Origin of the sequence: Amycolatopsis umgeniensis (assembly GCF_014205155.1) — a bacterium.
In the GTDB taxonomy this organism is placed as follows: domain Bacteria; phylum Actinomycetota; class Actinomycetes; order Mycobacteriales; family Pseudonocardiaceae; genus Amycolatopsis; species Amycolatopsis umgeniensis.
This window is the reverse complement of the sequence record NZ_JACHMX010000001.1, coordinates 7,746,969-7,773,092: the sequence shown is the minus strand read 5'-3', so window position 1 is coordinate 7,773,092 and position 26,124 is coordinate 7,746,969. Positions and strand designations below refer to the sequence as shown.

General features: G+C 69.1%; 20 protein-coding genes. 7 read left to right on the top strand and 13 right to left on the bottom strand.

What is annotated here, in order from left to right:
• Positions 1-4: 4 nt before the first annotated feature.
• Positions 5-1,147, top strand: a complete 1,143-nt coding sequence (locus tag HDA45_RS36275; RefSeq protein WP_184903107.1) for a serine hydrolase domain-containing protein — start codon at positions 5-7, stop codon at positions 1,145-1,147.
• 159 nt (positions 1,148-1,306) lie between these two features.
• On the opposite strand, the gene HDA45_RS36270 is transcribed toward HDA45_RS36275, so the two are convergent.
• A complete protein-coding gene (locus HDA45_RS36270; protein WP_184903105.1) occupies positions 1,307-3,172 on the bottom strand; it encodes an ABC transporter ATP-binding protein in 1,866 nt (621 codons plus the stop codon).
• Positions 3,173-3,320: 148 nt separating this feature from the next.
• On the opposite strand from HDA45_RS36270, the gene HDA45_RS36265 reads away from it, so the two are divergent.
• Entirely contained in the window at positions 3,321-4,616 is a 1,296-nt protein-coding gene (locus tag HDA45_RS36265) for a glycosyltransferase 87 family protein (RefSeq protein ID WP_184903103.1), read from the top strand.
• Here the strand turns inward: HDA45_RS36265 and HDA45_RS36260 are convergent, their stop codons facing one another.
• The 5 genes from HDA45_RS36260 to HDA45_RS36240 all read right to left on the bottom strand — a co-directional run bounded on the left by HDA45_RS36260 (position 4,617) and on the right by HDA45_RS36240 (position 12,468).
• The gene (locus tag HDA45_RS36260) at positions 4,617-4,826 is read right to left on the bottom strand and encodes a helix-turn-helix domain-containing protein (RefSeq protein ID WP_003071237.1); all 210 of its coding nucleotides are present in this window, start codon (positions 4,824-4,826) and stop codon (positions 4,617-4,619) included.
• Between the two features lie 178 nt (positions 4,827-5,004).
• On the bottom strand, positions 5,005-6,633 hold the full coding sequence (locus HDA45_RS36255) for an ABC-F family ATP-binding cassette domain-containing protein (protein WP_181777379.1): 1,629 nt from the start codon (positions 6,631-6,633) through the stop codon (positions 5,005-5,007).
• Positions 6,634-6,899: 266 nt separating this feature from the next.
• Positions 6,900-7,568 (bottom strand): acVLRF1 family peptidyl-tRNA hydrolase, encoded by a 669-nt coding sequence (locus HDA45_RS36250; RefSeq protein ID WP_184903101.1) that lies wholly within the window; start codon positions 7,566-7,568, stop codon positions 6,900-6,902.
• Positions 7,569-7,786: 218 nt separating this feature from the next.
• The gene (locus tag HDA45_RS36245; RefSeq protein ID WP_484477141.1) at positions 7,787-10,705 is read right to left on the bottom strand and encodes a S8 family serine peptidase; all 2,919 of its coding nucleotides are present in this window, start codon (positions 10,703-10,705) and stop codon (positions 7,787-7,789) included.
• A 200-nt stretch (positions 10,706-10,905) separates the two neighbouring features.
• Entirely contained in the window at positions 10,906-12,468 is a 1,563-nt protein-coding gene (locus HDA45_RS36240) for a deoxyguanosinetriphosphate triphosphohydrolase family protein (protein ID WP_184903099.1), read from the bottom strand.
• A 43-nt stretch (positions 12,469-12,511) separates the two neighbouring features.
• On the opposite strand from HDA45_RS36240, the gene HDA45_RS36235 reads away from it, so the two are divergent.
• Positions 12,512-13,639 carry a lycopene cyclase family protein gene (locus HDA45_RS36235; protein ID WP_184903097.1) on the top strand — a complete coding sequence of 376 codons (1,128 nt, stop codon included), beginning with the start codon at positions 12,512-12,514 and terminating at the stop codon, positions 13,637-13,639.
• 71 nt (positions 13,640-13,710) lie between these two features.
• Positions 13,711-15,396, top strand: a complete 1,686-nt coding sequence (locus tag HDA45_RS36230; protein ID WP_184903095.1) for an EAL domain-containing protein — start codon at positions 13,711-13,713, stop codon at positions 15,394-15,396.
• Positions 15,397-15,399: 3 nt separating this feature from the next.
• Here the strand turns inward: HDA45_RS36230 and HDA45_RS36225 are convergent, their stop codons facing one another.
• From HDA45_RS36225 to HDA45_RS36215, 3 genes are read right to left on the bottom strand one after another with little or no spacing between them, the layout of a single operon-like run.
• Positions 15,400-16,560 (bottom strand): sulfotransferase family protein, encoded by a 1,161-nt coding sequence (locus HDA45_RS36225; RefSeq protein ID WP_184903093.1) that lies wholly within the window; start codon positions 16,558-16,560, stop codon positions 15,400-15,402.
• 10 nt (positions 16,561-16,570) lie between these two features.
• Positions 16,571-17,353 carry an SDR family oxidoreductase gene (locus HDA45_RS36220; protein ID WP_184903091.1) on the bottom strand — a complete coding sequence of 261 codons (783 nt, stop codon included), beginning with the start codon at positions 17,351-17,353 and terminating at the stop codon, positions 16,571-16,573.
• Positions 17,350-18,519: a DUF1214 domain-containing protein gene (locus tag HDA45_RS36215; RefSeq protein WP_184903089.1), complete on the bottom strand. Its 1,170-nt coding sequence runs from the start codon at positions 18,517-18,519 to the stop codon at positions 17,350-17,352. The genes HDA45_RS36220 and HDA45_RS36215 overlap by 4 nt, the downstream gene beginning before the upstream one ends.
• Before the next feature lie 87 nt (positions 18,520-18,606).
• On the opposite strand from HDA45_RS36215, the gene HDA45_RS36210 reads away from it, so the two are divergent.
• Positions 18,607-19,485, top strand: a complete 879-nt coding sequence (locus tag HDA45_RS36210) for an IclR family transcriptional regulator (protein ID WP_184903087.1) — start codon at positions 18,607-18,609, stop codon at positions 19,483-19,485.
• Positions 19,486-19,671: 186 nt separating this feature from the next.
• Here the strand turns inward: HDA45_RS36210 and HDA45_RS36205 are convergent, their stop codons facing one another.
• A complete protein-coding gene (locus HDA45_RS36205; protein ID WP_184903085.1) occupies positions 19,672-20,136 on the bottom strand; it encodes a nuclear transport factor 2 family protein in 465 nt (154 codons plus the stop codon).
• 77 nt (positions 20,137-20,213) lie between these two features.
• Between HDA45_RS36205 and cysD the strand changes: the two genes are divergently transcribed.
• Positions 20,214-21,122, top strand: coding sequence for a sulfate adenylyltransferase subunit CysD (gene cysD / locus HDA45_RS36200; RefSeq protein ID WP_184903083.1), 909 nt, complete (start codon positions 20,214-20,216; stop codon positions 21,120-21,122).
• Positions 21,122-22,951, top strand: coding sequence for an adenylyl-sulfate kinase (cysC, locus tag HDA45_RS36195; protein ID WP_184903081.1), 1,830 nt, complete (start codon positions 21,122-21,124; stop codon positions 22,949-22,951). Before cysD ends, cysC begins: the two co-directional genes overlap by 1 nt.
• Before the next feature lie 233 nt (positions 22,952-23,184).
• Here cysC and HDA45_RS36190 read toward each other — a convergent pair whose 3' ends face one another.
• The 3 genes from HDA45_RS36190 to HDA45_RS36180 are packed head-to-tail and all read right to left on the bottom strand — an operon-like array spanning position 23,185 to position 26,120.
• A complete protein-coding gene (locus HDA45_RS36190) occupies positions 23,185-24,195 on the bottom strand; it encodes a serine hydrolase (RefSeq protein ID WP_184906393.1) in 1,011 nt (336 codons plus the stop codon).
• 45 nt (positions 24,196-24,240) lie between these two features.
• Positions 24,241-24,894 (bottom strand): response regulator, encoded by a 654-nt coding sequence (locus tag HDA45_RS36185; RefSeq protein ID WP_184903079.1) that lies wholly within the window; start codon positions 24,892-24,894, stop codon positions 24,241-24,243.
• On the bottom strand, positions 24,891-26,120 hold the full coding sequence (locus HDA45_RS36180) for a sensor histidine kinase (protein WP_184903077.1): 1,230 nt from the start codon (positions 26,118-26,120) through the stop codon (positions 24,891-24,893). The genes HDA45_RS36185 and HDA45_RS36180 overlap by 4 nt, the downstream gene beginning before the upstream one ends.
• Positions 26,121-26,124: the final 4 nt, after the last annotated feature.

Genomic DNA, 26,124 nt, shown 5'->3' with positions numbered 1-26,124 from the left:
GTCCATGATCGAGATCCACGGCGAATGCGCGGCGGGATTCGAACCCGTACGGGCCGCCTTCGAGGAGAACTTCGAGCGACGCGAGGAACTCGGCGCGGCGTTTTCGGTGACCAGGCACGGCGAGACCGTGGTCGATCTCTGGGCGGGCTGGGCGGATCCGGACCGGACGACCCCGTGGCGGGCGGACACGCTCACCAACGTCTGGTCGACCACCAAGGGCATGACCGCTCTCTGCGCGCATCACCTCGCCGACGCCGGCCTGCTCGACCTCGACGCACCCGTCTCCGGGTACTGGCCGGAGTTCGCGGCCGCGGGCAAGCAGGACGTCCCGGTGCGCTGGCTGCTCTCGCACCGCTCCGGAGTGACCGGCATCGGCCTCGAACGGCCGGTGACGGTCGAGGAACTGTACGACTGGGACCACGTCACCGGACTGCTCGCCGCGCAGGCCCCGCTGTTCGAACCGGGCACGGCCAGTGGCTACCACGCGCTGTCGTTCGGCTTCCTCGTCGGCGAGGTGGTCCGCCGGGTGAGCGGGGTGGACGTCCGCGCGTACTTCGCCGAGCACGTCGCGGGCCCGCTGGACGCGGACTTCCAGATCGGCCTGGACTCCGAAGACGATCTGGCGCGTTGCTCCACCCTCGTCGAGCCGGTGCTCAGCGCCGAGACGGCGGGCGCGCTGGCACAGGCGTTCGCCAACGCGGGCCCGGCCGCCCTCGCGGCACTGGCGAATCCGCGCGTCCGAGGTCGCGACGCCAACGAACCGGCATGGCGGCGCGCGATCCTGCCCGCCCTGAACGGACATGGCACCGCCAGGGCCATCGCGACGATCTACGGTGCGCTCGCCTCGGGGCGGCTGCTCTCGGACAAGGCCCTCGCGAACGCCCGCGAAGGGCAGGGCCGCGAGGCCGACGTCGTCGGCGGGCTCGGCAACGAATGGGCGCTCGGGTTCTACCTCGGCAGCGAGGAACGCGGCTTCGGGCCGAACCCGCGCGCGTTCGGGCACGACGGGCTCGGCGGCTCGTCCGGCGGCGTGGATCCCGAGAGCGGGATCGCCTTCGGCTACACGATGAACCGGATGGGTCCGCTCATGCGCGACGATCCGCGCAAGATGGCCCTGGTGAACGCGATCTGGTCTCGTGAGCGGTGAGGACGGTTGTGGAGGGGCAGGGCAACCTGTCGGGGCAGGTCCGTGAAGGCCTCCTTCCCTACCCTCAAGGTAGTGAAGGAGGCCTTCACGGACACTCGATGACCTCAGGCTCAGGAGCACCAGCAGCCCTCCCCCTCGATAGAACCCTCCCGAGAGGGGTCACGCGACCGCGGGTTCCTCCGCGAACTGCGTCAGGTAAAGCGTCGCGTAGCGCCCTTCCCTCGCGAGGAGTTCCTCGTGCGTCCCTCGCTCGACGATCTCGCCGTGCTCGATCACCAGGATCTGGTCCGCCGCCCGCACCGTCGACAACCGGTGCGCGATGACCAGGGCGGTCCGCCCGTCCAGCGCGTCGGTCAGCGCCTCGCCGACGGCCGCCTCGGACTGCGAGTCCAGATGAGCCGTCGCCTCGTCGAGGATGACGACCCTCGGCTGCGCCAGCAGGAGCCGCGCGATGGTCAGCCGCTGCCGTTCCCCGCCGGAGAGCCGGTAACCCCGCTCCCCCACCACGGTCTCGAGCCCGTCCGGCAGTTCCCGGATCAGCTCGGCCAGCCGGGCGCGGTCCAGCGCCGACCAGATCTCGGCGTCGGTGACGCCCGGCCGCGCGTACTCGAGGTTCGCCCGGATCGTCTCGTGGAAGAGGTGCCCGTCCTGGGTCACCACACCGACGGTTTCCCGCAGCGAGGCGAAACTCAGCTCCCGAACGTCCACATCGGACAGCCGGACCGAACCGGCGTCGACGTCGTAGAGACGCGGCAGCAGCGACGCGATCGTCGACTTGCCGGCTCCGGAAGAACCGACCAGCGCCACCATCTGCCCGGGTTCGGCGCGGAAGGTGATGCCGTGCAGCACCTCGTCACCGCCTCGGTGATCCAAAGTGGACACATCCTCCAGCGACGCCAGCGAGTACCGGTCCGCCGCGGGGTAGCCGAACCGGACGTCGGAGAACTCCACCGACACCGGGCCTTCGGGCAGCGCACGCGGGGCAGGCTTCTCCTCGATCATCGGCTTGAGGTCGAGCACCTCGAAGACCCGCTCGAACGACACCAGCGCGGTCATCACGTCCACCCGGACGTTCGCCAGCGCGGTCAGCGGCGAGTACAGCCTGGTCAGCAGCAACGCCAGCGCCACGACGGTGCCCGGCGCGAGCGCCCCGGTCAGCGCGAGGTAGCCGCCCAGCCCGTAGACCAGGGCCTGCGCGAGCGCGGAAACCGTGGTCAGGCTGGTCAGGAACCAGCGCGTCAGCATCGCCGTCCGCACCCCGATGTCGCGCACCCGCCCGGCCCGCGCGCCGAAGTCGCCCACTTCCCGTCCCGGGTCGCCGAAGAGCTTCACCAGCGTCGCGCCCGGCGCGGAGAACCGTTCGGTCATCTGCGTGGTCATCGAAGCGTTGAGCTGGCCCGCCTCCCGCTGCAACGCGGCCATCCGCTTCCCGAGCCGCCGCGTCGGCAGGATGAAGACCGGCAGCAGCACCAGCGCCAGCAGGGTGACCTGCCAGGACAGCGTCACCATGACCACCAGCGACAGTACGAGCTGGATCACGTTGGTGACCAAACCGGACAGTGTCGCGGTGAACGTGCGCTGCGCGCCGATGACGTCGTTGTTGAGCCTGCTCACCAGCGCGCCGGTGCGGGTGCGTGTGAAGAACGCGACGGGCATCCGCTGCACGTGCCGGTACACCGCGACCCGCAGGTCGAGGATGATCCCCTCACCGATCCTCGACGATTGTGCCCGCTCGGCCAGCCCGAGTCCGGCGTCGATCAGCGCCAGCACCGCGATCACCACGGCCAGCCACACCACCAGCGAGACGTCGTGCCCGCCGACGATCGCGTCGACCACCTTCCCGGCCAGTACCGGCGTGCTCACCGCCAGCACCGCCGAGACGACGGTGAGCACCAGGAATATCAGCAACCTCCGCCAGTGCGGCCTGGCGAACCTTGCGACGCGGCGGAGCGTCCCCTTGTGCAGCCCCTTCGGAACGTCGGCCGACTTCATCGCCGAGTTCATCAGCGTCCACGTGTTGTCCATGAGATCCCTCTCCTCGCCCCCAGTAAACCTCGACATTGGTCGAGATTTTTCCCGGATATAACCAGCACCAACACCGAAGAACACCGGATGCTTCCCGGTTTCCGCGTCCTCTTTCCGGCGGGTACGGCCGCGTCGGTAGCCTGAGCCGGTGACCAAGGACTCGCGGCAGCTGACCATCGACCTGGTCTTCTACGCCGGCTGCCTGATTTTCGCCGGGCTGAACACCGCCGTCGCGGAGTTCTACGGATACCGCGTGTGGGCCAATTTCGCTGTCGCAGGTTACGGCCTCGCCGTGGTCCACACCAGCTGGCTGATCCTCGCCGCCCGCCGCGGCAAACGGCCGACCGGCGCGCTCGGCTCACGGTGGGTGGGTATCGGAGCCATTGGGCTGTTCGCGATGATCCTTCCCTTGGGAATGCTCGTCATTCGCCGTCTGACCGGAGTGGACTGGCTCATCACGCCGTTCTCGTGGGCCGCCCAGCCCGAGGTCTGGGTGATCGAACGGTCGGCGAAACTCCTTCTGGAGAACGGAACCCCGTACGTCGACGTCACCGCGCTCGGCCGCGCGGCGGAAGTAAACGATTACACCCCATACGGTCCGGTGATGACCGTCTTCGGCCTGCCGCGCGCGTTGCTCGGCGGCGGGCCGGTGGCAGACGCCCTCACCGACGCGCGCTGGATGTTCGCGCTGGCGGCCGTCGCATGTGTACTGCTGACGCTGCGGCTGCTGAAGTGGCCGAAAATCCCGGTGAGCGCCGCACAACTCGCCCTCGCCTGCCCGTTGACCGCGCTGACCTGGGCCGTGGCCGGCCCGGATCTGGCCATCGTGGGCCTGCTGGTGCTGTCCTTCGCGCTGGCCACGAGCGGACGCGCGGTCCTGTCGGGTCTCGTGCTGGCGCTCGTGATCAGCGCGAAACTCATCGTCGCGCCCGCGGTCGTGGTGCTGGGTGTCCTCTTGCTCACGCGGCGTGGTCCTCGCGCACTGGGCGGATTCGCCGCGGCACTCGTGGTGACGACACTCGTCCTGCACGTGCCGGTCTATCTGGTGGACCCGAAAGCGTTCGTCGAGCACGTCTTCCGGTTCCCGCTGGGAATGGGCGTGGTCAAGTCACCGGCGGCGAGCCCGTTGCCCGGGCGCCTCATCGCCTCACTCGGTCCCGTCGGGATGGCGTTTTCCTTCGCCCTGCTCGGGATCGCTGCCGTCGCGATCCTGATCTGGCTGGTGCGCCGACCTCCCACGACCGGTTCGGACGCGCTGTTGCGCATGGCCGTCGGGCTGAGCGCGCTGATCCTGCTCACCCCGGCGACGAGGTACGGCTACCTGGTGTACCCGCTGGTCCTGCTCGGTGCCAGGCTGGCCTTCGGCTCCAGTGAATCCCGTGAAACAGCGGTCCCGGGTAAGGGAACTGCGCCCCCCGCGCAGCAGTCCGCTACTTCTTCGTGACTACTTCTTCTTGACCCTGGTGGCACCACCACGGCCACGAAGCTGGACGCCGGACTCCGAGAGGACCCGGTGCACGAACCCGTACGAACGGCCCGTGGACTCCGCGAGGGCGCGGATGCTCGAGCCCTTCTCGTATTTCTTCTTCAGGTCAGCGGCCAGCTTGTCACGCGTGTTGCCGGTGATCCGCGCGCCTTTCTTGAGATCAGCCACGTCGATCGCCTTCCCGCCGAGAGTGTTCTGGGCCACATAGCGGCCCCTGTCGCCGCAATGATCGAACACTGAGCGCCGGAATGCCAGACGACGAGCGCAAAACTGCTGAAACCGCGATCACATTGGGCCATTTCAGTGGCCGGATGGCATCGATCAAGCACCCGAACGGACGCAGGGCTCACGCAAGCTGGACAAGTTCCAGATAATCGGCGGACCAATGGTCCTCGGTTCCGTCCGGCAACAGGATCACGCGTTCCGGCTCCAGCGCCTCGACCGCGCCCGGGTCGTGCGTCACCAGGACCACGGCGCCCGCGAAGCTGCGCAAAGCGTCCAGGACCTGGGCGCGGCTGGCCGGATCGAGGTTGTTCGTCGGCTCGTCGAGCAGCAAAACGTTGGCAGCGCTGGACACCAGCCCGGCGAGCGCGAGCCGCGTCTTCTCGCCACCGGAGAGCGTGCCGGCGGGCTGATCGAGCTGTTCGCCGGTGAAGAGGAACGATCCGAGAAGGTTCCGCAGCTCTTGCGCGCCGGTGTCCGGGGCGAGGTGACGGATATTTTCCCACACGGAAGCATCGTGGTCGAGCGTTTCATGTTCCTGTGCGTAATAGCCCAAACGCAATCCGTGACCCGGAATGGTCTCGCCGGTATCCGGAGTTTCCATTCCGCCGAGCAGCCGGAGCAAAGTGGTCTTTCCGGCGCCGTTCAATCCGAGTACGACAACCTTCGAACCGCGGTCGATGGCGAGGTCGACTCCGGTGAAGATCTCGAGCGAACCGTAGGACTTCGAAAGTCCCTCCGCGGTGAGCGGGGTGCGGCCGCAGGGCGCGGGCTCGGGGAACTTGATCCGGGCGACCTTGTCGGCCTGGCGGGTCTCGTCGAGCGCGGAAAGCATCTGCTCGGCGCGGCGCGCCATGTTCTTGGCGGCCACCGCCTTCGTCGCCTTCGCACCGAGTTTCGCGGCCTGCTGCTGCAGTGTGGCCGCCTTCTTCTCGGCGTTCGCACGCTCGCGGCGGCGGCGTTTCTCGTCGGTGGCCCGCGCGTCGAGGTAGCGCTGCCAGCCCATGTTGTAGAGGTCCAGCTCACTGCGGGTCGCGTCGAGGAACCACACCTTGTTGACCACGTCGCCGAGCAGTTCGACGTCGTGGCTGATCACGACGAGACCACCGTCGTGCTGCTTCAGGAACCCGCGCAGCCAGTTGATGGAGTCGGCGTCGAGGTGGTTGGTGGGCTCGTCGAGCAGCAGGATCGTCTCGGATTTGCCACCGGCGCCCGCCTCGGCGGCGGCGAACAGGATCCTGGCCAGCTCCACGCGGCGGCGCTGTCCACCCGAGAGGGTCTGCAGCGTCTGCGCGAGCACGCGGTCGGCGAGTCCGAGGTTGGAGCAGATCCGCGCGGCCTCGCTTTCGGCGGCATAGCCACCGAGTGAGGCGAAGCGCTCTTCGAGACGGCTGTAGCGGTTGATCGCCTTGTCGCGCTCCTTGTCGTCCACGAGCTCCGACATCGCGGTCTGCGCCTTTTCCATGTTGCGCATCAACGAGTCGAGGCCGCGGGCGGAGAGCACGCGGTCTTTCGCGGTGACGGACAGGTCGCCCTCACGCGGGTCCTGCGGCAGGTAGCCCAGCTCGCTGCTGCGGCGGACCTCGCCGGCGTGCGGCTCGCCCTCCCCCGCCAGCACCTTGAGCGAGGTGGTCTTGCCGGCGCCGTTGCGGCCGACCAGGCCGATCCGGTCGCCCTGCTGGATGCGGACGTTGGTTTCGTCGAGCAGAATGCGCGAACCAGCGCGCAGCTGCAGGCCAGAGGCCGTGATCACGGGAACTCCCGGTAAAAGGGGGTGGATGAGCGGACAGCTTCGACTCGCCGGCCCGGGGCCGGCGAGGAGCTACTCCAAGAGGATGTCCACGCGATCAGTGTACGGGCCGGTGTCGAGCGGATTTACCCGACCGTGCCCGATGTCACGGGAGACGGGGCTGAAGGACGCTTTCCCCGCGTGCGGCGCGGTGAAGGGAACTTCGCCGCATCACATGCGGGTAAGGGGCCCTTCAGCCCTCCGCGTACGTCGCCCGACCGTGCCCGGCGTCACGGCTCGCGCAGCGTGATCTCCACCGCGACCGCCCGTTCGGCCGCGTCGTCGAGCACCGTCCGGCGCGGTTCGGCGATGTCGAGAACACGGGGTTCGGCACGCTCGAACAGCGGTGCCAGCCGCCGGTCCTCCCGCAGTGATTCCAGCGCCCGCCGGTCGCCCCCGAGTACGACCGCGTCCACTTCGGACAGTTGAGGCAGGAGCACCTCGAAGGCGTCTTCGGCGGCGGAACGCAGCGCGACGCGCGCCTGCCCTTCCCTGCGTCGCGCGAAACGCTGTTGCGACCAGCCGCCCGCCGCGGACCGGCCCTGGACGAGATGGCGATCCGTCCTGGACTGGACGACCACTCCCCCGCGCGCGATCCCGACACTGTGCCCGCCTCGCCGCACCAGCAGGAGCGCGATCCTCCGGGAGACAAGGGCGTGGTCGACGAGCGGTCCGATGGCCAGTCCGGCCACGGTTCCCTCGGCGTCCAACGGTCCGAAAGGGACGGTCGCGACGGCGACGACACCGTTGTCCGCGGTGACCGTGACGATGTCCGGCGCGAATTCCGTCGAGCGCACGCCCTCGTTGCGGACGGCGAACCGGGCGTACCAGCCTTCGAGGCGGTCCGGGGCGACCTCGACCGCCCGTCCCCCGCCCGCCACCTGCCGCTCCCTCGCCATGGGTTCAACCTACGCGTCCCGGTGGTCTCGCGAGCCAAAGTCCGTGAAGGCCTCCTTGCGGGACTCTGGGTCCCTCAAGGAGGCCTTCACGGACTATCGGGACGGTAGTGGTGTCACATTCGCCCCAGTGTCACCAAGGATCACATCGTCGGGTAGCGAAGGGCCCCTTCACTACCTTCAGGGTAGGCAAGGAGGCCTTCACGCGCTTCACGAGAGGACTAGACCGGCTTCACCGGCCCCTTGCCGACCGACTTCCCGACGCCCGCGGGCCGCTCAGCCACCCCGGGCTGGACGAAACCGTTGACGTGCAAGGAGATCGAGCGGATCGAACCGGTGTCGCCACCGGCGACGTCCACCGCGGTGAACGTCCAGACACCGTCGGCCGCCGTACCGGTGGTGAGGCCGCCCAACGGCTGCACCGGCTTGTAGGTCCCGGTGAACGGGGCATTCGCCGCGGGCGCCGAACTGAACAGAGCGGTCGCGGTGTCGGCGAAGACGACCTGGCACACGTTGTTGCCCGAGCCGCCGCCGCGCTGGAACACGGTCGCCTTCGCGCCCGCCGGCGAGGTCAGCGTGCCGACCAGGTCACCGACGTACGAGTGGTTGATGCCCACCGTCGTCGAGGTCTGGTCGGTGTTGCACGTGGCCCCGTCCACCGAGAACGTCAGCTTCGACGCGCGTCCCACGCCGCTCACCGTGATCGGCACGGTCACGCCGGTCGGGTCGCTGTCCGGGATGGCCACCGCCGCACCGGCGTAGGCGAAGTTCTGCGTCACCGGCGACGGCGTGCCGACAGGCAGCGAGAACGTCGACGTGCTCGGCGAGAACGAACCCGCGAAAGTCACCCTGGCGTTCAGCACCACCGGCACACCGAGTTCCTGCGTGGTGGGAACGGTGATGGTGAAGTCGTTCACGCCGGTCTGCCCGGGGCTGATCGTGCCGTACGACTTCGACCGCGGCGCCACCGTGACACCGGGGGTCGGGCTGGTGAGCACGACGCTGGTCGACGACGCGGTGCCGTCGCCGCGGTTGGTCACCGGCAGGGTCACCTTGGCGGTGTCGCCCGGGTCGAGCGCGGAGCCGCCGTCGGCCGGGGTGACCGTCGGCTGGCCCGCGGTCGCGAGCGGCTGCGGGCTGGCACCGGTGTACGCGAGCACCTTGTCGGCGAGGATGACGCCCGCGCCGCTGGAGGGGTCACGGCCCGGGGCCAGGATGTCGACGGCGGTGTTGATCAGCGCCTCGCGCACGTCGGCCGGGGGAAGCCCCGGGTTGCCCGAAAGCACCAGGCCCGCGATCGCGGCGGCGTGCGGCGCGGCGGCCGACGTGCCGTAGAACGTGGTGAAGCCGGTGACGCTGGTCGAGACGCCGTCGGCCGCGGTGAAGTCCGGCTTGGCGCGGACCTCACCACCGGTCCCGGACACGTTGCCCGGGGTGATCGGGGTGCCGTCGGCCTGGTAGAACATCCGCCGCGGACCGTCCGAAGTGAACCGTTCGACCTTCGTGGTCGCGCCGAAGGCGGCGGGGAACGGACCGGCCGGGTTGGCCGGGTCGCCCGGTTCGAGGGCACGCGGGAACGCCTTCGCCGCCGGAGCCGCCGCGACGCTGAACGCGTCCCGCGCCGCCGAGTGACCCACGGTCACGCCGGGTTTGGTGTAGGCCTTGAGGCCGTCGGCCGAGTCGGTGAAACGGCCGCGCAGCGCGGACAGCGACAGGTAGCGGCCCTCACCGGAGAACTTGACGATGGCCAGCCGCAGCCCGGCGGCGCCCGTGGTGTCCACCCGCTCGTAGGCGTCCTGGGTGCCGGTCTGGACGTCCTGGCTCAGGTCGACGACGTTGCCCGCCGCGTTCAGCAGGTACAGGTCGTAGTCGTTGTTCGAGCGGCCCAGCGGGTCCGACCAGAACAAGGTGACCGGCACGGCCCCGGACGCGTTCGAGATCGGCTCGAAGATCTGGTTGCCCGCGGCTCCGGCGAAGTTGTGCGCGGTACCGGCGAACTTGCCGACGCTCTTGCCGGAGTCGACGAAGTCGCCTTCCCAGTGGCCGGAGGTGCCGTCGGCGACGTTGCCCTCGTTACCGGCCGAGGAGAAGTACAGCGCGCCGTTGGCGGTCACGTCGTTCACGGCCTGGGCGATGATCCAGTCCTGGAACGGCGATTCCTTGAAGTACAGGACGTCGTCGACGATGACGTCGCAGTGCGCGTCGAAGCGCAGCTTGCGGATGTTGTCGGCGAAGCTGGCGTCGGAGTTGAACGCGCTGGCGAAACCGAGCGACGCGTTCGGCGCGAGATCGTGGATGATCTCGAGCATGGCGGTGCCTTCGTCGCCGTCGCCCTCCTGACCGGGGATCACGTCGACGCCCGCCGGGAGTTCGCCGCGAGCCTGCGAGGTCGCGAGCGAGTCGACGCCGTCGGACAGCGCGCAGATCTTGGTGCCCACCCCGGTGACGCCGAACTGCTGGCGCGCGGTGTCGGCGTTGTGCGCACGATCGCCTTCGCTGTTGATCGGCCCGGCGGCGATGCCGACCTGGCCCTTGGCCTCGACGGCCTTCTTCAGCTCGGCCGCGATCCGGGCGCCCTTCTCTTCCTTGCTCTCCGTCTTCGCCTGCTTGCCCGCGGCGGAAGGCTCGGCCAGCTGACGGGCGGTGAACGCCTCGTTGGCGGTCTCGACCTTCTTGACGTCCTCGCGTCCGGCGATCACCGGGACAGCGTTCAGCGGCACTTCGGCGCGCACGCTGCCGTAACGTTCGGAGACCGCGCGAATCCCCGCACCGGATTCACGCAGGCTCTTCAGGAGTTCTTCCGAGACCTGGCCCCGGATGTCCACGAGTACGGTGCCGGCCGCGGAGACATTCGCCCCAGACCCCAGTGCGGGAACCGCGGAGGCCGACATGCGTTGAGCGCGGAGTTTCTGTTCGACGAGCAGCCTGCTGTCCACTTTGGACTCGCTGGCGGTCTGGCTCTTCTTGATCGACTGCAGGGCCTCGATCTGCCGGATCGTGTTCTCCGAGAACGAGTCCGGGGATTGGCCCGTTTCCGCCGCCGCGACGGGCGGACTGACCAGGCCGAGCGCGGTGACGAGTGCCGCCGTGCCTGCGGTCAGGATCGTTCTTCTTCTCCTACTAGAACGGGTTGGACGCACGTGCGCCTCCGATTCCTAGGCGCGTGCCCCGACTCACGCTGACCAATGCCGGCGATCACCGGCTGGATCAAGCTAAGTACCGGGCGTGCACCGGCGGCAGGCGCCGTTCGAGTGACGTCGGAATGGGATTTTCCGTTTTTGGCCGGATGCTGTAGGCCGATCAGCGTAATCGTATGGTCACGATGTGCCGAAGACCGGCCTCAAAGGACGAACGAGTCCGACCACGGCTGCGAAGCGCGACCGGACAAGCCGTCCAAAAGGGTCACCGCTTGTTTGTCCGTCAGCGACGCCACGAAGTCGACCACCGCCCGGCCGCGCGCGAGCCCGCGCACGGCGTCGGCGCCGGTGACCGGTTCCCCGGTCGCTCCGATGAGCAGTTCCGGCGACCTGCGCGCGAGATCGTTGAACTCCGAGCGCGCCAGTTCCACCAGATCGTGCAGCCGTCGCGGGAGCCGGTAGAACTCGTCGCGGTCGAGCAGCCACGCGTCGAGCGCGTCGACCAGCGTGGTCACCAGGCTCGCCTGACCGCGCTGGTGCAGCGCCAGTTCCGGGCGCAGCAGCACGAACCGCCGGTGCACGAATTTCAGCACCTGCACCTCGTGCCACTGCGCGGGCCGCAGCGTGAGATGCCCTGTCCGGGTCGAGGGCGACGGCACGACCTGCACGCCGTCGACGAGACGCGCGGTCCATTTCGCGGAGAAGGCGGCGGTGGCCTGTTCGGCCTCGATGGACCCGTCGAACCCGGTGGCGAGCAAACCGTCGACGAGTTCGGCCCGGACACGGGCGACGGCACTGGTGAAGGCGTCGTCGTCGACTATCCAGCCGTCCTTGGCGTGCATCCGGCGGCGCAACCGTTCCAGCGAACGGCCGGGAAGCCGCCGTTCGGCGGTCAAGGTCGCGTCGTCCAGCCCGGCCAGATCCACCGCGCCCTCGACCCAGCCGGTGAACTCGGCCGCGACCGGCGCGTGCTGCAGGACGCCGATCCGGTGGAAGTCCTGGAGATCGTGGATGGCGTAGGCGATGTCGTCGGCGGTGTCCATCACGGACGCTTCGACGGTCTGCTGCCAGGGTTCGATCCGGCCGTCGAACGGCGCCCGCGCCTGGGCGAAGTCGTCGAGCTCGGTGCTGTAGGCGGAGAACTTGCTCGCGCCGGTGCCGGGGGCGTCGGCGGGCTCGGCCGCGCCGCGCGGCTGGACGGACATCGACGTCGGATGCGGATCGGGCACGTGCAGGCGCGCCCACGGGTACTTCAGCACCGCGGCGCGCACCGCCGTGGTGAGGTCGAGTCCGGAAGCGGACGGTCCGCGCACGTCGGTGGTGGTGATGATCCGGAACGACTGCGCGTTGCCCTCGAAACCGTCGGCGAGGCCGAACCGGTGCCGGGCGATCCGGTCGAGGGTCTGCTCCCCCAGATGCCCGAACGGCGGATGCCCCAGATCGTGCGCGAGCGCGGCCGCCTCGGCGACGTCCGGATCGCAGCCGCCCAGTTTCGCGGCGAGTTCGGCGGAATCGCTGGTGGAGTTGATCCGCTCGGCGATCGCGCGCGCGACCTGAGCGACCTTGAGACTGTGGGTGAGCCGGTTGTGCAGCAGTCCGGAGCCACCGGCGCTGACCACCTGGGTCACCCCGCCGAGGCGGGCGAAGAACGGCGACGCGGCGATCCGGTCACGGTCGATCCGGAACGGGCTCGTGGCGAGGTCGGTGAACCCGGCGCTCTCGCTCTCCGGATCACGCCGCCACGTCCTTGGATCCGTCTGTTCCATGCGCCACACCGTATCCGCCGGGGCGCTTTGAGACACTGCCCAGGTGGCGGACGTGGTGATCGCGGGCGGCGGCCCGGCCGGGCGGGCGCTCGCCCGTGCCTGCGCGCGGCGAGGCCTCTCGACGACCCTGATCGACCCGGCGCCGGGCAGGCGCTGGCGGGCGACCTACGGGCTGTGGGCCGACGAGCTGCCGTCGCTGCCCGAGAGCGCCATCGCCTGCGCGCCTTCGAGGACGCTCGCGTTCGGAACCAGGCCGCATTTGCTCGACCGGCAGTACCTCGTGGTGGACAACGCCGGTCTGCGCTCGTGGCTGGACGGCGGCTACCAGGTCGTCGCCGGGGCGGTGGCCGGCGTCGACCACGGCGCGCGGGGCTCGTCGGTGCGGCTCGAGGACGGACGGGTCCTGGCGGCGGGCCTGTACGTCGACGCTTCCGGCGCCCGGCCGAGGGGGAAGCGGTACGAGCAGACGGCGTTCGGCGTCGTCCTGCCCGCCGAGGACGCGCAACGCCTGGCCGACAGCCCGGAAACCGCCGTGTTCATGGACTGGCGCGGCAGCGAACAGGGTTTCCTGTACGTGTTGCCGCTCGGCGACGGCACCGTCCTGGTCGAGGAGACCTCGCTGGCCCGCAAGCCCGGCCTGCCGCTGGAGCTCCTGGCCGTGCGCCTGCGTGCCCGGCTGGCGGCCGCCGGGCTGACGTCGGCCGGGCGCGAGGAACGGGTGCGCATCGTGCTCGACGTGCCGGCGCCCCGACGCGGCCGGACGGTGCCGTTCGGGGCCGCGGCCGGGCTGGTGCATCCGGCCACCGGGTACAGCGTGGCGACCTCGGTGCGGCTCGCGGACCCGGTCGCCGTCGCCGTCGCCAAGGTCTGGGACCGGGGCCCCGCCGAGGTCGCGTCGGCCGCTCACCGGGCGCTGTGGCCGTCTTCGGCGCGCACCGTGCACGGATTGCGGCGGCACGGGCTGCGGGCGCTGTGCGGGATGCCGCCCGAAACGGTCCCGGTGTTCTTCGATCTGTTCTTCGCCTTGCCCACCGGACTCCAACGGGCTTTCACCAGCGGCCGCGAAGACGTTCCGGGAACCGTCGAAGCGATGTCGGCACTTTTCCGGACAGCGCCATGGCGAGTGAGAAAACACCTGATCGGGTGGCGTGCGTTACGCCGTTCTAGGTAACCCGATGCCGCCATGATGAACATCAGTCGACACGTGTTCCGCTTCCCGCCACATCCGGCGAACATACGATCGTGACGTTGCAGATCGCGGTCCGCTTCGCATACCAGCCGTTGTACAGCCTGCACACCGGTGGCGTCGTCGCGTTCGAAGCCCTGGCGCGGCCGGGCCGCGGCACCGCCCACGAACTGCTGGCCGACGCCCGGCGCAGCGGCAGGCTGGCCGAGGTCGACATCGGCCTCGCCGCCGAAGCCGTCCGGCAGCAGAACGAGCCGCAGACCACCCTCCCCCTGCACCTGAACCTGTCCGCGCGGACACTGGCCGCGCCCGCGTCCCAGTTCGACCCGCTGACCGAGGCGCTCAGCCTGTCCGGCCGCCGGACAAGGGACGTCGTGCTGGAGATCGGGCCTCCGTTCGCCCAGGTCCCCGCCGACCAGCTGCTCAGCGGGATGCGACGGCTGACCGACCTCGGCTTCCGGCTCGCGCTCGACGGCCTCGGCCGCGGCGACCTGCCGCTCACGCTGCTGGCCTCCGCGCCGATCGACCTGGTGAAACTGGACCGCAGCGTGCTGCGTGGCCTGCCGCACGACCCGGCCGCCGTCGCGGTGGTCGAGGCCGTGCTGCATTTCGCGTCGCGGACCGACAACCGGCTGGTCGCGACCGGACTCGAGACCACCGAGCAGCTGGAGTCCGCGCGCAGGCTCGGCGTGCGGATCGCGCAGGGAAACCTGCTCGCCCCGCCGGACGGCAACCACGCGCCGCTGCCCGCGCCGGACGCGCCCGGCCCGTTCATCCCCGGTACCGCGCGCGCCCGCCGCGTCGGCGACTTCCTCCGGCCCGCGACCACCCTGCCGGAAGCCGCGACCTGTGACGACGTACGCGAGGTGCTGGCCGCCGCCGACGGGCCGAGCGGCATCGTCGGCATCGACGACCGGCACCGTCCACAGTGGTCGATCGACCGGACGCGGTTCCTGGTCGCGGTCACCGGGTTGTACGGCCACGCCCTGCACGCCAAACGGCCGGCTTCGCGGCTCGCCGACCGGCCGCACACGATCCACGCCGACGCGAGCGCGCTGGAGTTCCTCGAATTGGTCACCGACGCGGACTGGGGCCGGACCGGTGACGACGTCGTGGTGGTCGACGACCGCGGCCGGTGCGTCGGCGTGGTGCTGGTGAACGAGGTCGTCCGCGGGGTGGCGGAGGCGAAGGTCGAGGAGGCCGTCTCACTGAGCCCGCTGACCCGTCTGCCCGGCAGCGACGCCGTCGCCAGGGACGTCGACCGCCGGATCAACGCGCGGGAGCCGTTCGTCGCGGCCTGGCTGGACGTCGACTCGTTCAAGACGGTCAACGACACCGCCGGATTCGCCGCCGGTGACGACCTGATCCGCACGCTCGGCCGGACGCTCACCGATCTGGAGTCGCGGCTGCGGAGGATGCGCGTCAGCCATGTCGGCGGGGACGACTTCCTGATCGCCTGTGACGTCGACGAGATCGGCACGGTCGCCGCCGCGCTGCTCGACACGCCGTGGTCGGCCGACGAGCTGCCGGTGACGGTTTCCCTCGCGACCCTGGTGTGCGGGAACGGCGCGATCCGGTCCTACAAGGACGCTTCCCGGCTCCTGGCGCCGTTGAAGAAGCGCGCCAAGGAGGTCCCGGGGTCGAGCTGGGTGCTCGGGCGGCCGGGTTCGGAACGCGTCGAGGTGCTGCGCGGGATCACGACGCGAGGTCTCCCCGCTCAACGCGCCGCCGCCGGCTTCTGACCCTCAGAGGGCGTGGGCGGCGCGGTAGGCCGAGAAGCGCTCGTCGACCTCGCCGGCGGTGAGCCCGAAGTCCGCGAGGTCGTACCGGTGTACGGGTTTCCTTTCCCCGGAACGGCTTTCGGCGTGGACGACGGTCATCGCGTCCCGGGCTTCGCCGCTCAGCGGCAACCCGAAATGCCGGTAGACACCCTCGACCGTGCCGATCGGGTCGGCGACGAAATCCTCGTACCGGACGTCGCAGAACTGCGCCGGATCGTATCGCTTCCGTGCTTCGAGTGACCTTTCCGCGCCCCGCGCCCACAGATCCAGCTGGGCACGGCCGATCACGTCACCGCGGAAGACGTCGGACCAGCCGTCCGAAGCCTGTTCGTTCAAACTGCACACCGACGCGATGATCGTGCTCGGCGCGCGATGGGTCTGGACGATCAGCGCGTCCGGGTAGACCTCCAGCAGCGCGTCGAGCGCGAAGAGGTGACTCGGGTTCTTGAGCACCCAGCGGCGCCCCGCGTCGGGCAGGCCGATCAGCTGCAGATTGCGCCGGTGCCTGCGATAGGCGTCCGTCCAGCTCTGCCCGTCCAGCCAGCGTGAGTACGACGGCACGTGCGCGAGGCATTCGTAGGACACCGATTTCAGCGATTGCCGCAGCAGCTGCCAGCATTCCTCGACCTGACCGGCGGACATGTGGTGCAGGCCCATGAACTCGGGATGTTCGACGTGGTGCTTCTCGTATCCGGCCTGGATCCCTTGGAAGACCGGGTTTTCCGCCCAGGTCTCGCGTGGCGGGCGCGGTTGCGGCACCTCGGTCAGCCAGACCTCCAGCCCTTGGTGCGCCGGATCCTCGGTGAGCAGCCGGTGCAGCGCCGTGGTCCCGGTGCGCGGCAGGCCGGTGACGAAAATGGGCCGTTCGACGGGAACCCCGGCGTACTCCGGATGCTGTTTCCAGGACGCCTCGCTCAACGACCTCGCCACCAAGGCGCCGCGCAGGAACGCACGATGGATCTTGTTGCCGTACGGGGTCAAACCCGCCTCACCGGCATACGAATCCAGCAGCACCCGGAGACCTTCGAGATGGTCTTCGCCGCCGAAGTCGTCCAGTCCGGTGAGTTTCGCCGCCGACGCGTGCAGATCCTCCACGGTGCCGACGTTTTCCCGCCCTGGCAGCATGCTTTCCCCTTCAGTGGTGGTATTCGCCGGCGTTGACGTCGAGGCACTGGCCGGTGACGCACCGGGCGAGCGACGATGTCAGGAACACGACGGTGTCGGCGATCTCGTCCGGTTCCGGAAGACGCCGGAGGTCGATCGTCTCCGCCGTCTCGGCGTACACCTGCTCCGGTGTCACACCGCGTTCCTTGGCCAGATAGGCGAAGTACCACTTCAGCGAGTCCGCCCAGATGTAGCCGGGCGCCACGGAGTTGACCCGGATCCCGCGCGGCCCGAGCTCCGAAGCGAGGCTCTGCGCGAGCGCGAGCAAGCTCGACTTCGCCATCTTGTACGCGCCGAAAGTCCGCCGGGAATGCCGGAGCACGGCCGAATTGATCATCACCACCGAACCGCCGCTCTCTTCGAGCGAGGGCGTGAACAGTCGCGTGAGCCTGAGCGCGGCGAGCACGTTGGTCTCGAAGCCTGCCCGGACGTCGTTCAGGTCGACGTCGGCGAGATCCATGATCGGCGGGATGGCGAAAGCGTTGTTCACCAACGCGTCCACTCTGCCGAAAGCCTTCAGCGCGGCCTCGGCGAGGTTCGCGGCCGAAGCGTCGTCGGTGATGTCGGTGGGCACGGTGACCGCACGACGGCCGAGCGCGTCGACCTCCTTGGCGACCTCGGCCAGCCGGGCTTCGGTGCGGGCGGCGAGGACGACGTCGGCGCCCGCGGCGGCGGAACGCACCGCGATGGACCGGCCGAGCCCCGGCCCGACGCCGGAGACCACGACCACCTTGTCCCGCATCAGGTCCGTCATCCGAGCATCCTCGACGCGACGGCCGTCTGGCGGGCCGAGATCCGGCTCGACCACTCCTCCGGGGTCACGCGTGCCTCGTCGTGGAACGGCAGCCTGTCGGCGAGTTCCCCGAACTTCACCACCTCGACCTCGGGACCGTCGGCCGCGTCCAGCGCGCGGGAGAGCCGCTGCCACCGGATCTGGACGTACCCGCGATCGTGACCGGTCCGCTCGAGCCAGTTGGCCAGCCCAGGGTCGCGTTCGCTGATCACGAACCGGATCTTGCCGTCCGGGTCGACCCGCGCCTGGTCGGCGGTGAGGCTCGTCTGATGGTTGATGTAGTCCAGCGAGAGATACCAGATGCTGCCGAGCTGGATGCCCTGATAGGGCGCGTCCGAACGCGGCACCGTGACGATCATGACCTCCTCGTCGCCGAGTTCGTAGTGCCCGGCTGACGAGTACTGCGTGGTCAGGCCGCCCGGCGTCGGACGCGGTTCGGTCATCGTGTTGACCGGCAGGTTCAGGTAGAACCACTTCGGGAAGGCGAGGAAGGTCCGCAGCCTGCTCAGCAGGATCTTGCCGGTGACGCCGTAGCGTTTGGCCAGCGCGTCGCGGGTGAGCGGCGCCGGTGCGCCGCCCGCGGTGTCCGCGCACTGGATCTGGATCGTGCCGCGGCGTTCGGTGGCCCAGTCGCTGTGGACCTCGCGCACCACGAGCATCGACGAACCCGGGCCGAGGACGAAGTAGTTCGAGCCGGGGTCGGGTTTCGGCGGTCCGAAACGAAGTTCGAACGAGCCGTCCTCGGCGATCTCGATCTCGCGGTCGTCGAAGGCGGCGAGGCTGTCCGGCACCTCGACGGGCGAGTAATCACCGTTGAGGACCTGGAAACTGACGTCGGCCGTGCTCCCCCGCGTCCCGGTGACGACGTACTCGCGGTCCTCGCGGATGTTCGCGTTGAAGTACAACGTGTCCGGGTTGTCCAGGCCCATCTTCGTGTACGGCCCGGTGGACTGGGTGAAGTACGGATAGTCCCGTTCGTAGGCCCACGCCATCTGCAGGGACGCGCGGATACTCCCGGCGAGATAGTCGTAGCCCTCGACGAGGTCCTGTTCGGTCCGGATGTGCGGCGCCTCCGCGATGACCTTCTCGGCTTCGACGATCGCGTCCGCGAACGGTTGAGTGAGCACCGGCGACTCCTCATGCTGGTACAAATACGTACCGACTTGGTACGTTCTTCGCGACAACAGACTAGAACGCGTTCTAAGGATGGGTCAATGACTCGGCGCTCTCCGCCCACCGAGCGGGTCGTGCGGCTGCTCGACTTCTTCGCGTCGCACCCCGGGCGGCGTTTCGGCCTTTCGGAACTCGCGCGCGAGCTGGACCTGGCCAAACCGACCTGCCTCGGCATCGTGACCGAACTGGCCGACGGCGGTTACCTGGTCCGGGACCCGAGTCCGGTCACATACCGGCTAGGGCCGGCGATGGTCGCCGCGGGCCGCGTCGCGGGCGAGGGATTCGGCGCGAGCGAGGTCGCCCGGCGGCATCTGGAAGACCTGAGCAAGCGCTATGGCGCGACGTGCACGGCGTCGGCCGTGGTCGGCGACAGGATCCTGATGCTGCAGAGCGCCGGGCCCGGACGGGTCAAACTCGGCGAGACTTACCCGTTCGCGCCGCCGGTCGGGCTGATGTACGTGCTGTGGGATTCCGACGCGGCTTTCGACGCTTGGCTCGCGAAACCCCCGGCAGTGCCGGTGCGGCTGGACGAAGCGCACCTGCGCCGCGTCGTCGCCGAGTGCCGCGAACACGGTTACCTGGTGGAGAGCCTGACCTCGGCGGGACGGCGGCTCTACGCGCTGATGGCGGGCGTCGGCGCGGAGGAACTGCCGCCGGAAGTGCGCGGTCTGGTGGGGGAACTCGTCTCGAGCCTCGGTGAACGCGTCTACCTCGGTGCCGATCTGGAACCGCGCCTCAAGCACGCGGTGAGCCTGCTCGCGGCACCGACTTTCGACGCCTCCGGACGGCAGGAGCTGGTGCTCACACTGTCGGTCGGCGAGCCGATCACCGGCGCCGAAATCGCGCGGCGGGGCGCGGCACTGGTCGCGACCGCCGATGCCGTCACCGCCGAATCCGGAGGCCGCCACTCCCGCGTTTAGTCCTCTGGATGCGGTAGTTGCACGCGCAAGAACCCGCGACTCTCAGCTGGCACGAAGACGCGACTCCCGTGATCAGACACGAGACTCGCGTGATTGGACCCGTAACTCGCGTGATCAGAAACGGATCTCACGAGTCACGGGTCTGATCACGCGAGTCACGGGTGCCACCTCTGGCCACCAGCGAAGTCAGGACCAGCGGTTCGCGGTGAGCTTGAGGCTCGGCACGTCGTCCATCGACATCATCGTTTCGTACAGCCGGTCGTACTGGGTCGAGGCGGTCAGCCACTCGCCGTCCACCCGCCGATAGGTGTCCTCGTAGTACGCCGCGCCCTCGATCACCACGCCGTGCTCGGGCACGATCACCTTGTCCCGCATCAGCCAGACGCCGGCCGCCGTGTCGCCGTCGACGTCGATCTCCGGCTGCCCGGCGAAGTGCACCGTGGTGACGCCGGGGCCGACGGCGTTCCGGAAGAACCCGATGATCTCTTCGCGGCCATCGAAGGTCAGGGGCTTGCCGTAGGACGGCGTGCCGTAGCGCGCGTGCGCGTCGACGGTCAGGGTCCCGGCCATCTCGTCCCACAGCTTGAGGTCGAGGCACCGGAGGTAGCGGGCTTTGAGGCGTCGGATCTCTTCGAGTGCGACCAGGTCCATGCCGACAGCGTCCTCCTCCCCTTGACCAAGAGCAAGAACTTGTTCTACTTTTCTGATCTCGAACCACGGAGGTCACGATGGCGTCCCCGGCCTACGAGCTCACCCATCTCGAAGCACTCGAAGCCGAAGCCGTGCACATTTTCCGGGAGGTCGCGGCGACCTTCGAACGGCCGGTGCTGCTGTTCTCCGGCGGCAAGGACTCGATGGTGATGCTCCACGTGGCGGCCAAGGCGTTCTGGCCGTCGCCACCGCCCTTCCCGGTCATGCACGTCGACACCGGACACAACTTCGACGAGGTCATCGAGTTCCGGGACCGCACCGTCGGCACCTACGGGCTCCGGCTCGTCGTCTCCAGCGTCCAGGACGACATCGACGCGGGCAGGGTCGTCGAAGACCCGAAGGCAGGCCGCAACCGTCTCCAGACCGCCGCCCTGCTGCGCGGCATCCGCGAGCATTCCTTCGACGCGGTCTTCGGCGGCGCCCGGCGCGACGAAGAGAAAGCCCGCGCCAAGGAACGCGTGTTCAGTTTCCGTGACGAGTTCGGCCAATGGGATCCGCGCAATCAGCGTCCGGAACTCTGGGATCTGTACAACGGCAGGCACCGCAAGGGTGAGCACATCCGCGTCTTCCCGCTGTCGAACTGGACCGAACTCGACATCTGGCAGTACATCGAGGCCGAAGGCGTCGATCTGCCGTCGATCTACTATTCGCACCGGCGCGCGGTCGTCCAGCGGGACGGGATGTTGCTCGCGCACACCCGGTTCCTCACCTTGGGCGAAGACGAAAGCCCGTACGAGGCAACGGTTCGCTTCCGCACCGTCGGCGACGCGACGTGCACCGGCTGTGTCGAGTCGACGGCGACGTCACCGGGTGAAGTGGTCGCCGAAGTGGCCGTCAGCAGGCTCACCGAACGCGGCGCCACCCGCGCCGACGACCGGATCTCCGAGGCCGGGATGGAAGACCGGAAGAAGGAAGGCTACTTCTGATGGGCGCTTCACAGCTGGTCCGCCTCGCGACAGCGGGCAGCGTCGACGACGGGAAGTCGACCCTGATCGGCCGTCTGCTGTTCGATTCGAAGACGGTGTTCACCGACCAGCTCGAAGCCATCGAGCGCACCAGCCGCGCCCGCGGCGAGGCGTATCCGAACCTCGCGCTGCTCACCGACGGCCTGCGCGCCGAACGCGAACAGGGCATCACGATCGACGTCGCCCATCGGTATTTCGCGACGCCTCAACGGAAGTTCATCATCGCCGACACCCCGGGGCACGTGCAGTACACCCGCAACATGGTCACCGGGGCGTCCACGGCGGACCTCGCGCTGATCCTGATCGACGCCCGCAAAGGCGTACTCGAACAGTCGCGGCGGCACGCGTTCCTCGCGAGCCTCCTGGGCATCCCGCATCTGGTGTTGTGCGTCAACAAGATGGACCTCGTCGGCTGGTCCCGGGAGCGCTTCGAGGAGATCCGTGAGGACTTCCGCCGCTTCGCCATGAAACTCCAGGTCCACGACCTGACCTTCATCCCGATGTCGGCGCTGCACGGCGACAACGTCGTGCACCGGGGCGCCGGTATGCCTTGGTACGAGGGCACTTCCCTGCTGCATCACCTCGAACAGGTGCACGTGGCCTCGGATCGCAACCTCATCGACGCGCGTTTCCCGGTGCAGTACGTGATCCGGGAGCACAGCCGTGACTTCCGAGGCTACGCGGGCACCGTCGCGGGCGGGGTGTTCAAACCCGGCGACGAGGTCACCGTGCTGCCGTCCGGCTTCACCACGACGGTGCGCGCGATCTGGGGCCCGGGCGGCACCACGATCACCGAAGCCTTCGCGTCGCAGGCGGTCACGATCGAACTCGCCGACGACCTCGACCTCGGCCGCGGTGATCTGATCTGCCGTCCCGGCAACCGGCCGCACACCGGCCGGGACGTCGACGCGATGGTCTGCTGGTTCTCCGAACACCACGCGCTCACCCCCGGCGCGAGCTACGTCGTACGGCACACCACCCGCGAGACCAAGGCCGAGATCCGCGACCTGGACTACCGGCTCGACGTCACCACCCTGCACCGCGACGAGACAGCGAAAGCGTTGTCCCTCAACGAGATCGGCCGCATCCGGCTGCGCGCACGGCAGCCGCTGCTGTTCGATTCCTACCGCCGCAACCGGTCCACCGGCGGTTTCCTGCTCGTCGACGAACATTCCGGGGCGACGGTCGCGGCGGGCATGATCACCGGGCCGAGTGTGACGGCGTCGAACGTCGTCTGGCATACCGCCGCGGTCTCCAGGACGGAACGCGCGACACGGGGGCTCACCGTCTGGCTCACCGGGCTTTCCGCGTCCGGGAAGTCGAGTGTGGCCGTCGAACTGGAGCGGCGCCTGGTCGGGTCCGGCAGGCCCGCGTATCTGCTGGACGGCGACAATCTCCGGCACGGGCTCAACGGGAACCTCGGCTTCAGCCCGGCCGACCGCGCCGAGAACGTCCGGCGCGTCGCGGAGGTCGCGAAGCTGTTCGCCGACGCCGGAGTGGTGTCGGTGGTCTCGCTGATCAGCCCGTACCGAGCCGATCGCGAACTCGCCCGCGCCGCACACGAGGCGGCCGGGCTGCCGTTTCTCGAGGTCTTCGTCGACACCCCGCTCGAGGTCTGCGAAGACCGCGATCCGAAGGGGATGTACGCGAAGGCGAGGGCGGGCGAGATCAGCGGCTTCACCGGGGTGGACGCTCCCTATGAGCAGCCGGAGAACCCGGATCTGGTGCTACGGCCGGAAAACGGCGACCCCGCGTCGATGGCCGCGCTGATCCTCGCCACCCTGGAGTAGGTCTGAGCCCTTCCCGCATCACCTGACACGGTGGACTGTTGAGGGACGAGGCACGTTGCGAAAGCCACTTTCGCAACCTTCAACGTTGTGAAAGTGGCTTTCGCAACGTCGGCCGACGGGCGGCTCGGTGCCGCCAGGGGCTTGTCGCGAAAGCCACTTTCGCGACGTCTGATGTCCCGAAAGTGGCTTTCGCGACATGAGCGCCGACCGTACGAGGCGCCGGACACGACACCTCAGCCGCCGTTGGTGGCCCGGTACGGAGCGGCCGCGTAGGTGCGGGCCGTGGTCGCTGTCAGCTTCTCGACCGAACGGAACATCGTCTTCCCGAGCTTCGCCCGCGCTTTCAGCGCCGGGTGCGTCGCGGCGTAGTCGTCTTTGGTGACCGCAGGGTCGCCCGCGAAAACGCCGGAAGCGAAGAGCGAGTAGGTCAGGATCGGCTTGCCGTCCGCGCTGAACATCACCCCGGCCTCGTTGCGGCCGTCGTTGAACCAGCCCGCCTTCGTGGCGACCCGCAGCCGCTCGGCCGAGGTCAGGCCCAGCCGCACCCCGTCGGTGAACGCGCTCAGCGAACGCAGGATGTTCAGCAGGTACTCGGTGGACTTCGCCGAAAGCAGTGTCCCGCCGACCAGTTTCCGCAGCAGCGTATGCGTCTCGGCCGGGGTCGTCTTGCCGAGGAAGAAGCGGTTCGGGTTCGCCACCGGGACCACCTGGGTGTGCACGAAACCCTTGCCGCGCAGGATCTCGTTGACCTCCGCCGAGGGGCAGACCAGCCCGCACAACCGGACGGCGGTGTTGTCGGACAGCGTCAGCAGCGCGGCCATCGCGTGCCCGAGCGTCACCGAACTCGGGTACGCGCCGTCCAGGGCGAAGATCCCGTCGGTGTCCTTGATGACGATGTCGGCCGTGACGTCGACGCGCTGGTCCAAAGTGAGCAGTCCGCGGTCGATCTTGTCGAGTACCGCGGTGGCGACCGCGATCTTGTTGACGCTGTAGGCCTCGACCACCGCGTCGGCCCGCTCGGAGACGGCGGTGACCAGGTTCCCGTCGGAGTCCGCGACGCTGACGTGAGACGACCAGGTGCCTCCCGCCTTCGCGGTTTCCCTGGCGTAGACCTGGGAAATCCGGCGCGCGGCGGCCGAAGCGTTCGCGGCGGCAGTGTCCGATTCGGACTCTTCGGCGGCTTGAGCGACGTGTGTTGTCCCGAGTACCGCACCCGCGGCGGCGACCGTGCCCAGCCCCAGCATCCGGCGACGGTTGACGTTGGTGTCCACTCACGAACCCTACCGCGATCAGCCCGCCGGTGTGACGAAACCGGTGTCGTAGGCCTTGATCACCGCTTGTGTCCGGTCCCTCGCGCCGAGTTTCGCCAGGACGTTCCCGACATGCGTCTTCACCGTCTGCACACCGAGGTACAGCTCGCCCGCGATCTCCACATTGGACAATCCGCCCGCCATCAGCCGCAGCACCTCGCGTTCGCGTTCGGTGAGCCCGGCGCCGGCGAGGCCGTCCTGCGGGCCCCGGTTCGCCTGCTGCGCGGCCAGCCGCCGGATCGCGGCCGGGAACAGCAACGACTCCCCAGCCGCGACCGTGCGGATCGCCGCGACGATCTCCTCGGGCCTTGTCCGCTTCAGCAGAAAACCACTCGCGCCCGCGAGCAGGGCGTCGTAGACGTAGTCGTCGTTTTCGAAGGTGGTCACCACGATCACCTTCGGCGGATTGTCCATTGTGGACATCAAATGCGTGGTCGCGCGGATCCCGTCGATCGAGGGCATCCGGACGTCCATCAGCACGACGTCGGGTTTGAACCGCGAGACCAGCCCCGGCACCTCGGCGCCGTCGGACGCCTCGCCGACGACCTCCAGATCCGGCTCGGAGGCGACGATCGCCCGCAGCCCCGCCCGGATCAGCTGTTCGTCGTCGACCAGCAACACCCCGATGCTCATCGCCGTTTCCCCCATGGCACCGCCACCTCGACCTTCCAGAATCCGTCCGCGCGGCCCGCCGTGATCGTGCCTCCCAGCACTTCCACCCGTTCCGTCATTCCCCGCAGTCCCCGGCCACCCCCGTCCCGCGACGGCGCCGCGGCGCCGAGCGGGTTGGCCACCCGCAGCCGCAACAGGTCCGGAGCGGCGTCGACGAGCACCGTCACCGGCACCTTACCGGCGTGCCGCAACGCGTTCGTCAGGCATTCCTGCAGGATCCGGTAGGCCTCACGCGAGACAACCGGCGGCACCGACGACGGTTCGCCCCGCACCTCCGCCGTCACTTCGGCGCCCGCCAGCCGGGTGGCCTCGACCAGCGCGGACAGCTCCGCCAGCCCCGACTGCGGCGCCCGTGACGACGCCTCCTCGCGCAGCAGTCCGAGTACGTGGTCGAGATCGTCCAGCGCGGCACGGGCGGAGTCCTCGATCGCGGCGAGCGCCTGTTCGGTGAAGTCCGGATCGGATCTCAGCGTCCGGCGCGCGGCCCCCGCCTGGATGGTCACGACGCTCAGCGCGTGCCCGACCGAGTCATGCAACTCCCGCGCCAGCCGGTTGCGTTCCGCGAGCTGCTCGGTGCGTTTCTCCAGCTGGGCGATCCGCTCGGCGGCCGAGACACCCAACAGGCTCCTGGCGATGCGGGTCAGCACCGCACCGGCCACCCAGACGACGTACGCCAGCGCGACGAGGCCGAGCAGGAACGCCACCGGGATCCAGGCGCTCGCCCAGCCCTTCGGCACCACGATCGGGTCTTCTGTGGACAGTGTGATCCGGCCGGTGAACGGCGCCGCGACGGAGAACCCGAAGCCGACCGGGACCAGCAAACTCACCAGGCTGACGACACAGCCGGTGCCCACGTGCAGCAGGAACATCGCGCTCGACCGCAGCCGGACGGGCCAGCTCCCCGCCGGCCCGAACGTCACCCCCGGCACCGGGTCGTCCAGCAGTTCCCGGACGGCCGCTCCCTCCAGTACCCGGACGGCGGGGATGAACGACGACGCGATCATCACCAGGACGACGGTGATCATCCCGATGACGACGCCACGCCCCATCGTCACGACGAGCGGCAGCAGCGACGGCACCACGATGGCGGCGAAGAGCAGATACGGCACGCTGAGGGCACCGCCGAGGATGAAGTACACCCACCGCCGGTAGGTCGCCCGGTCGACGAGCGGGCCGAAAAGTCGCATGCGC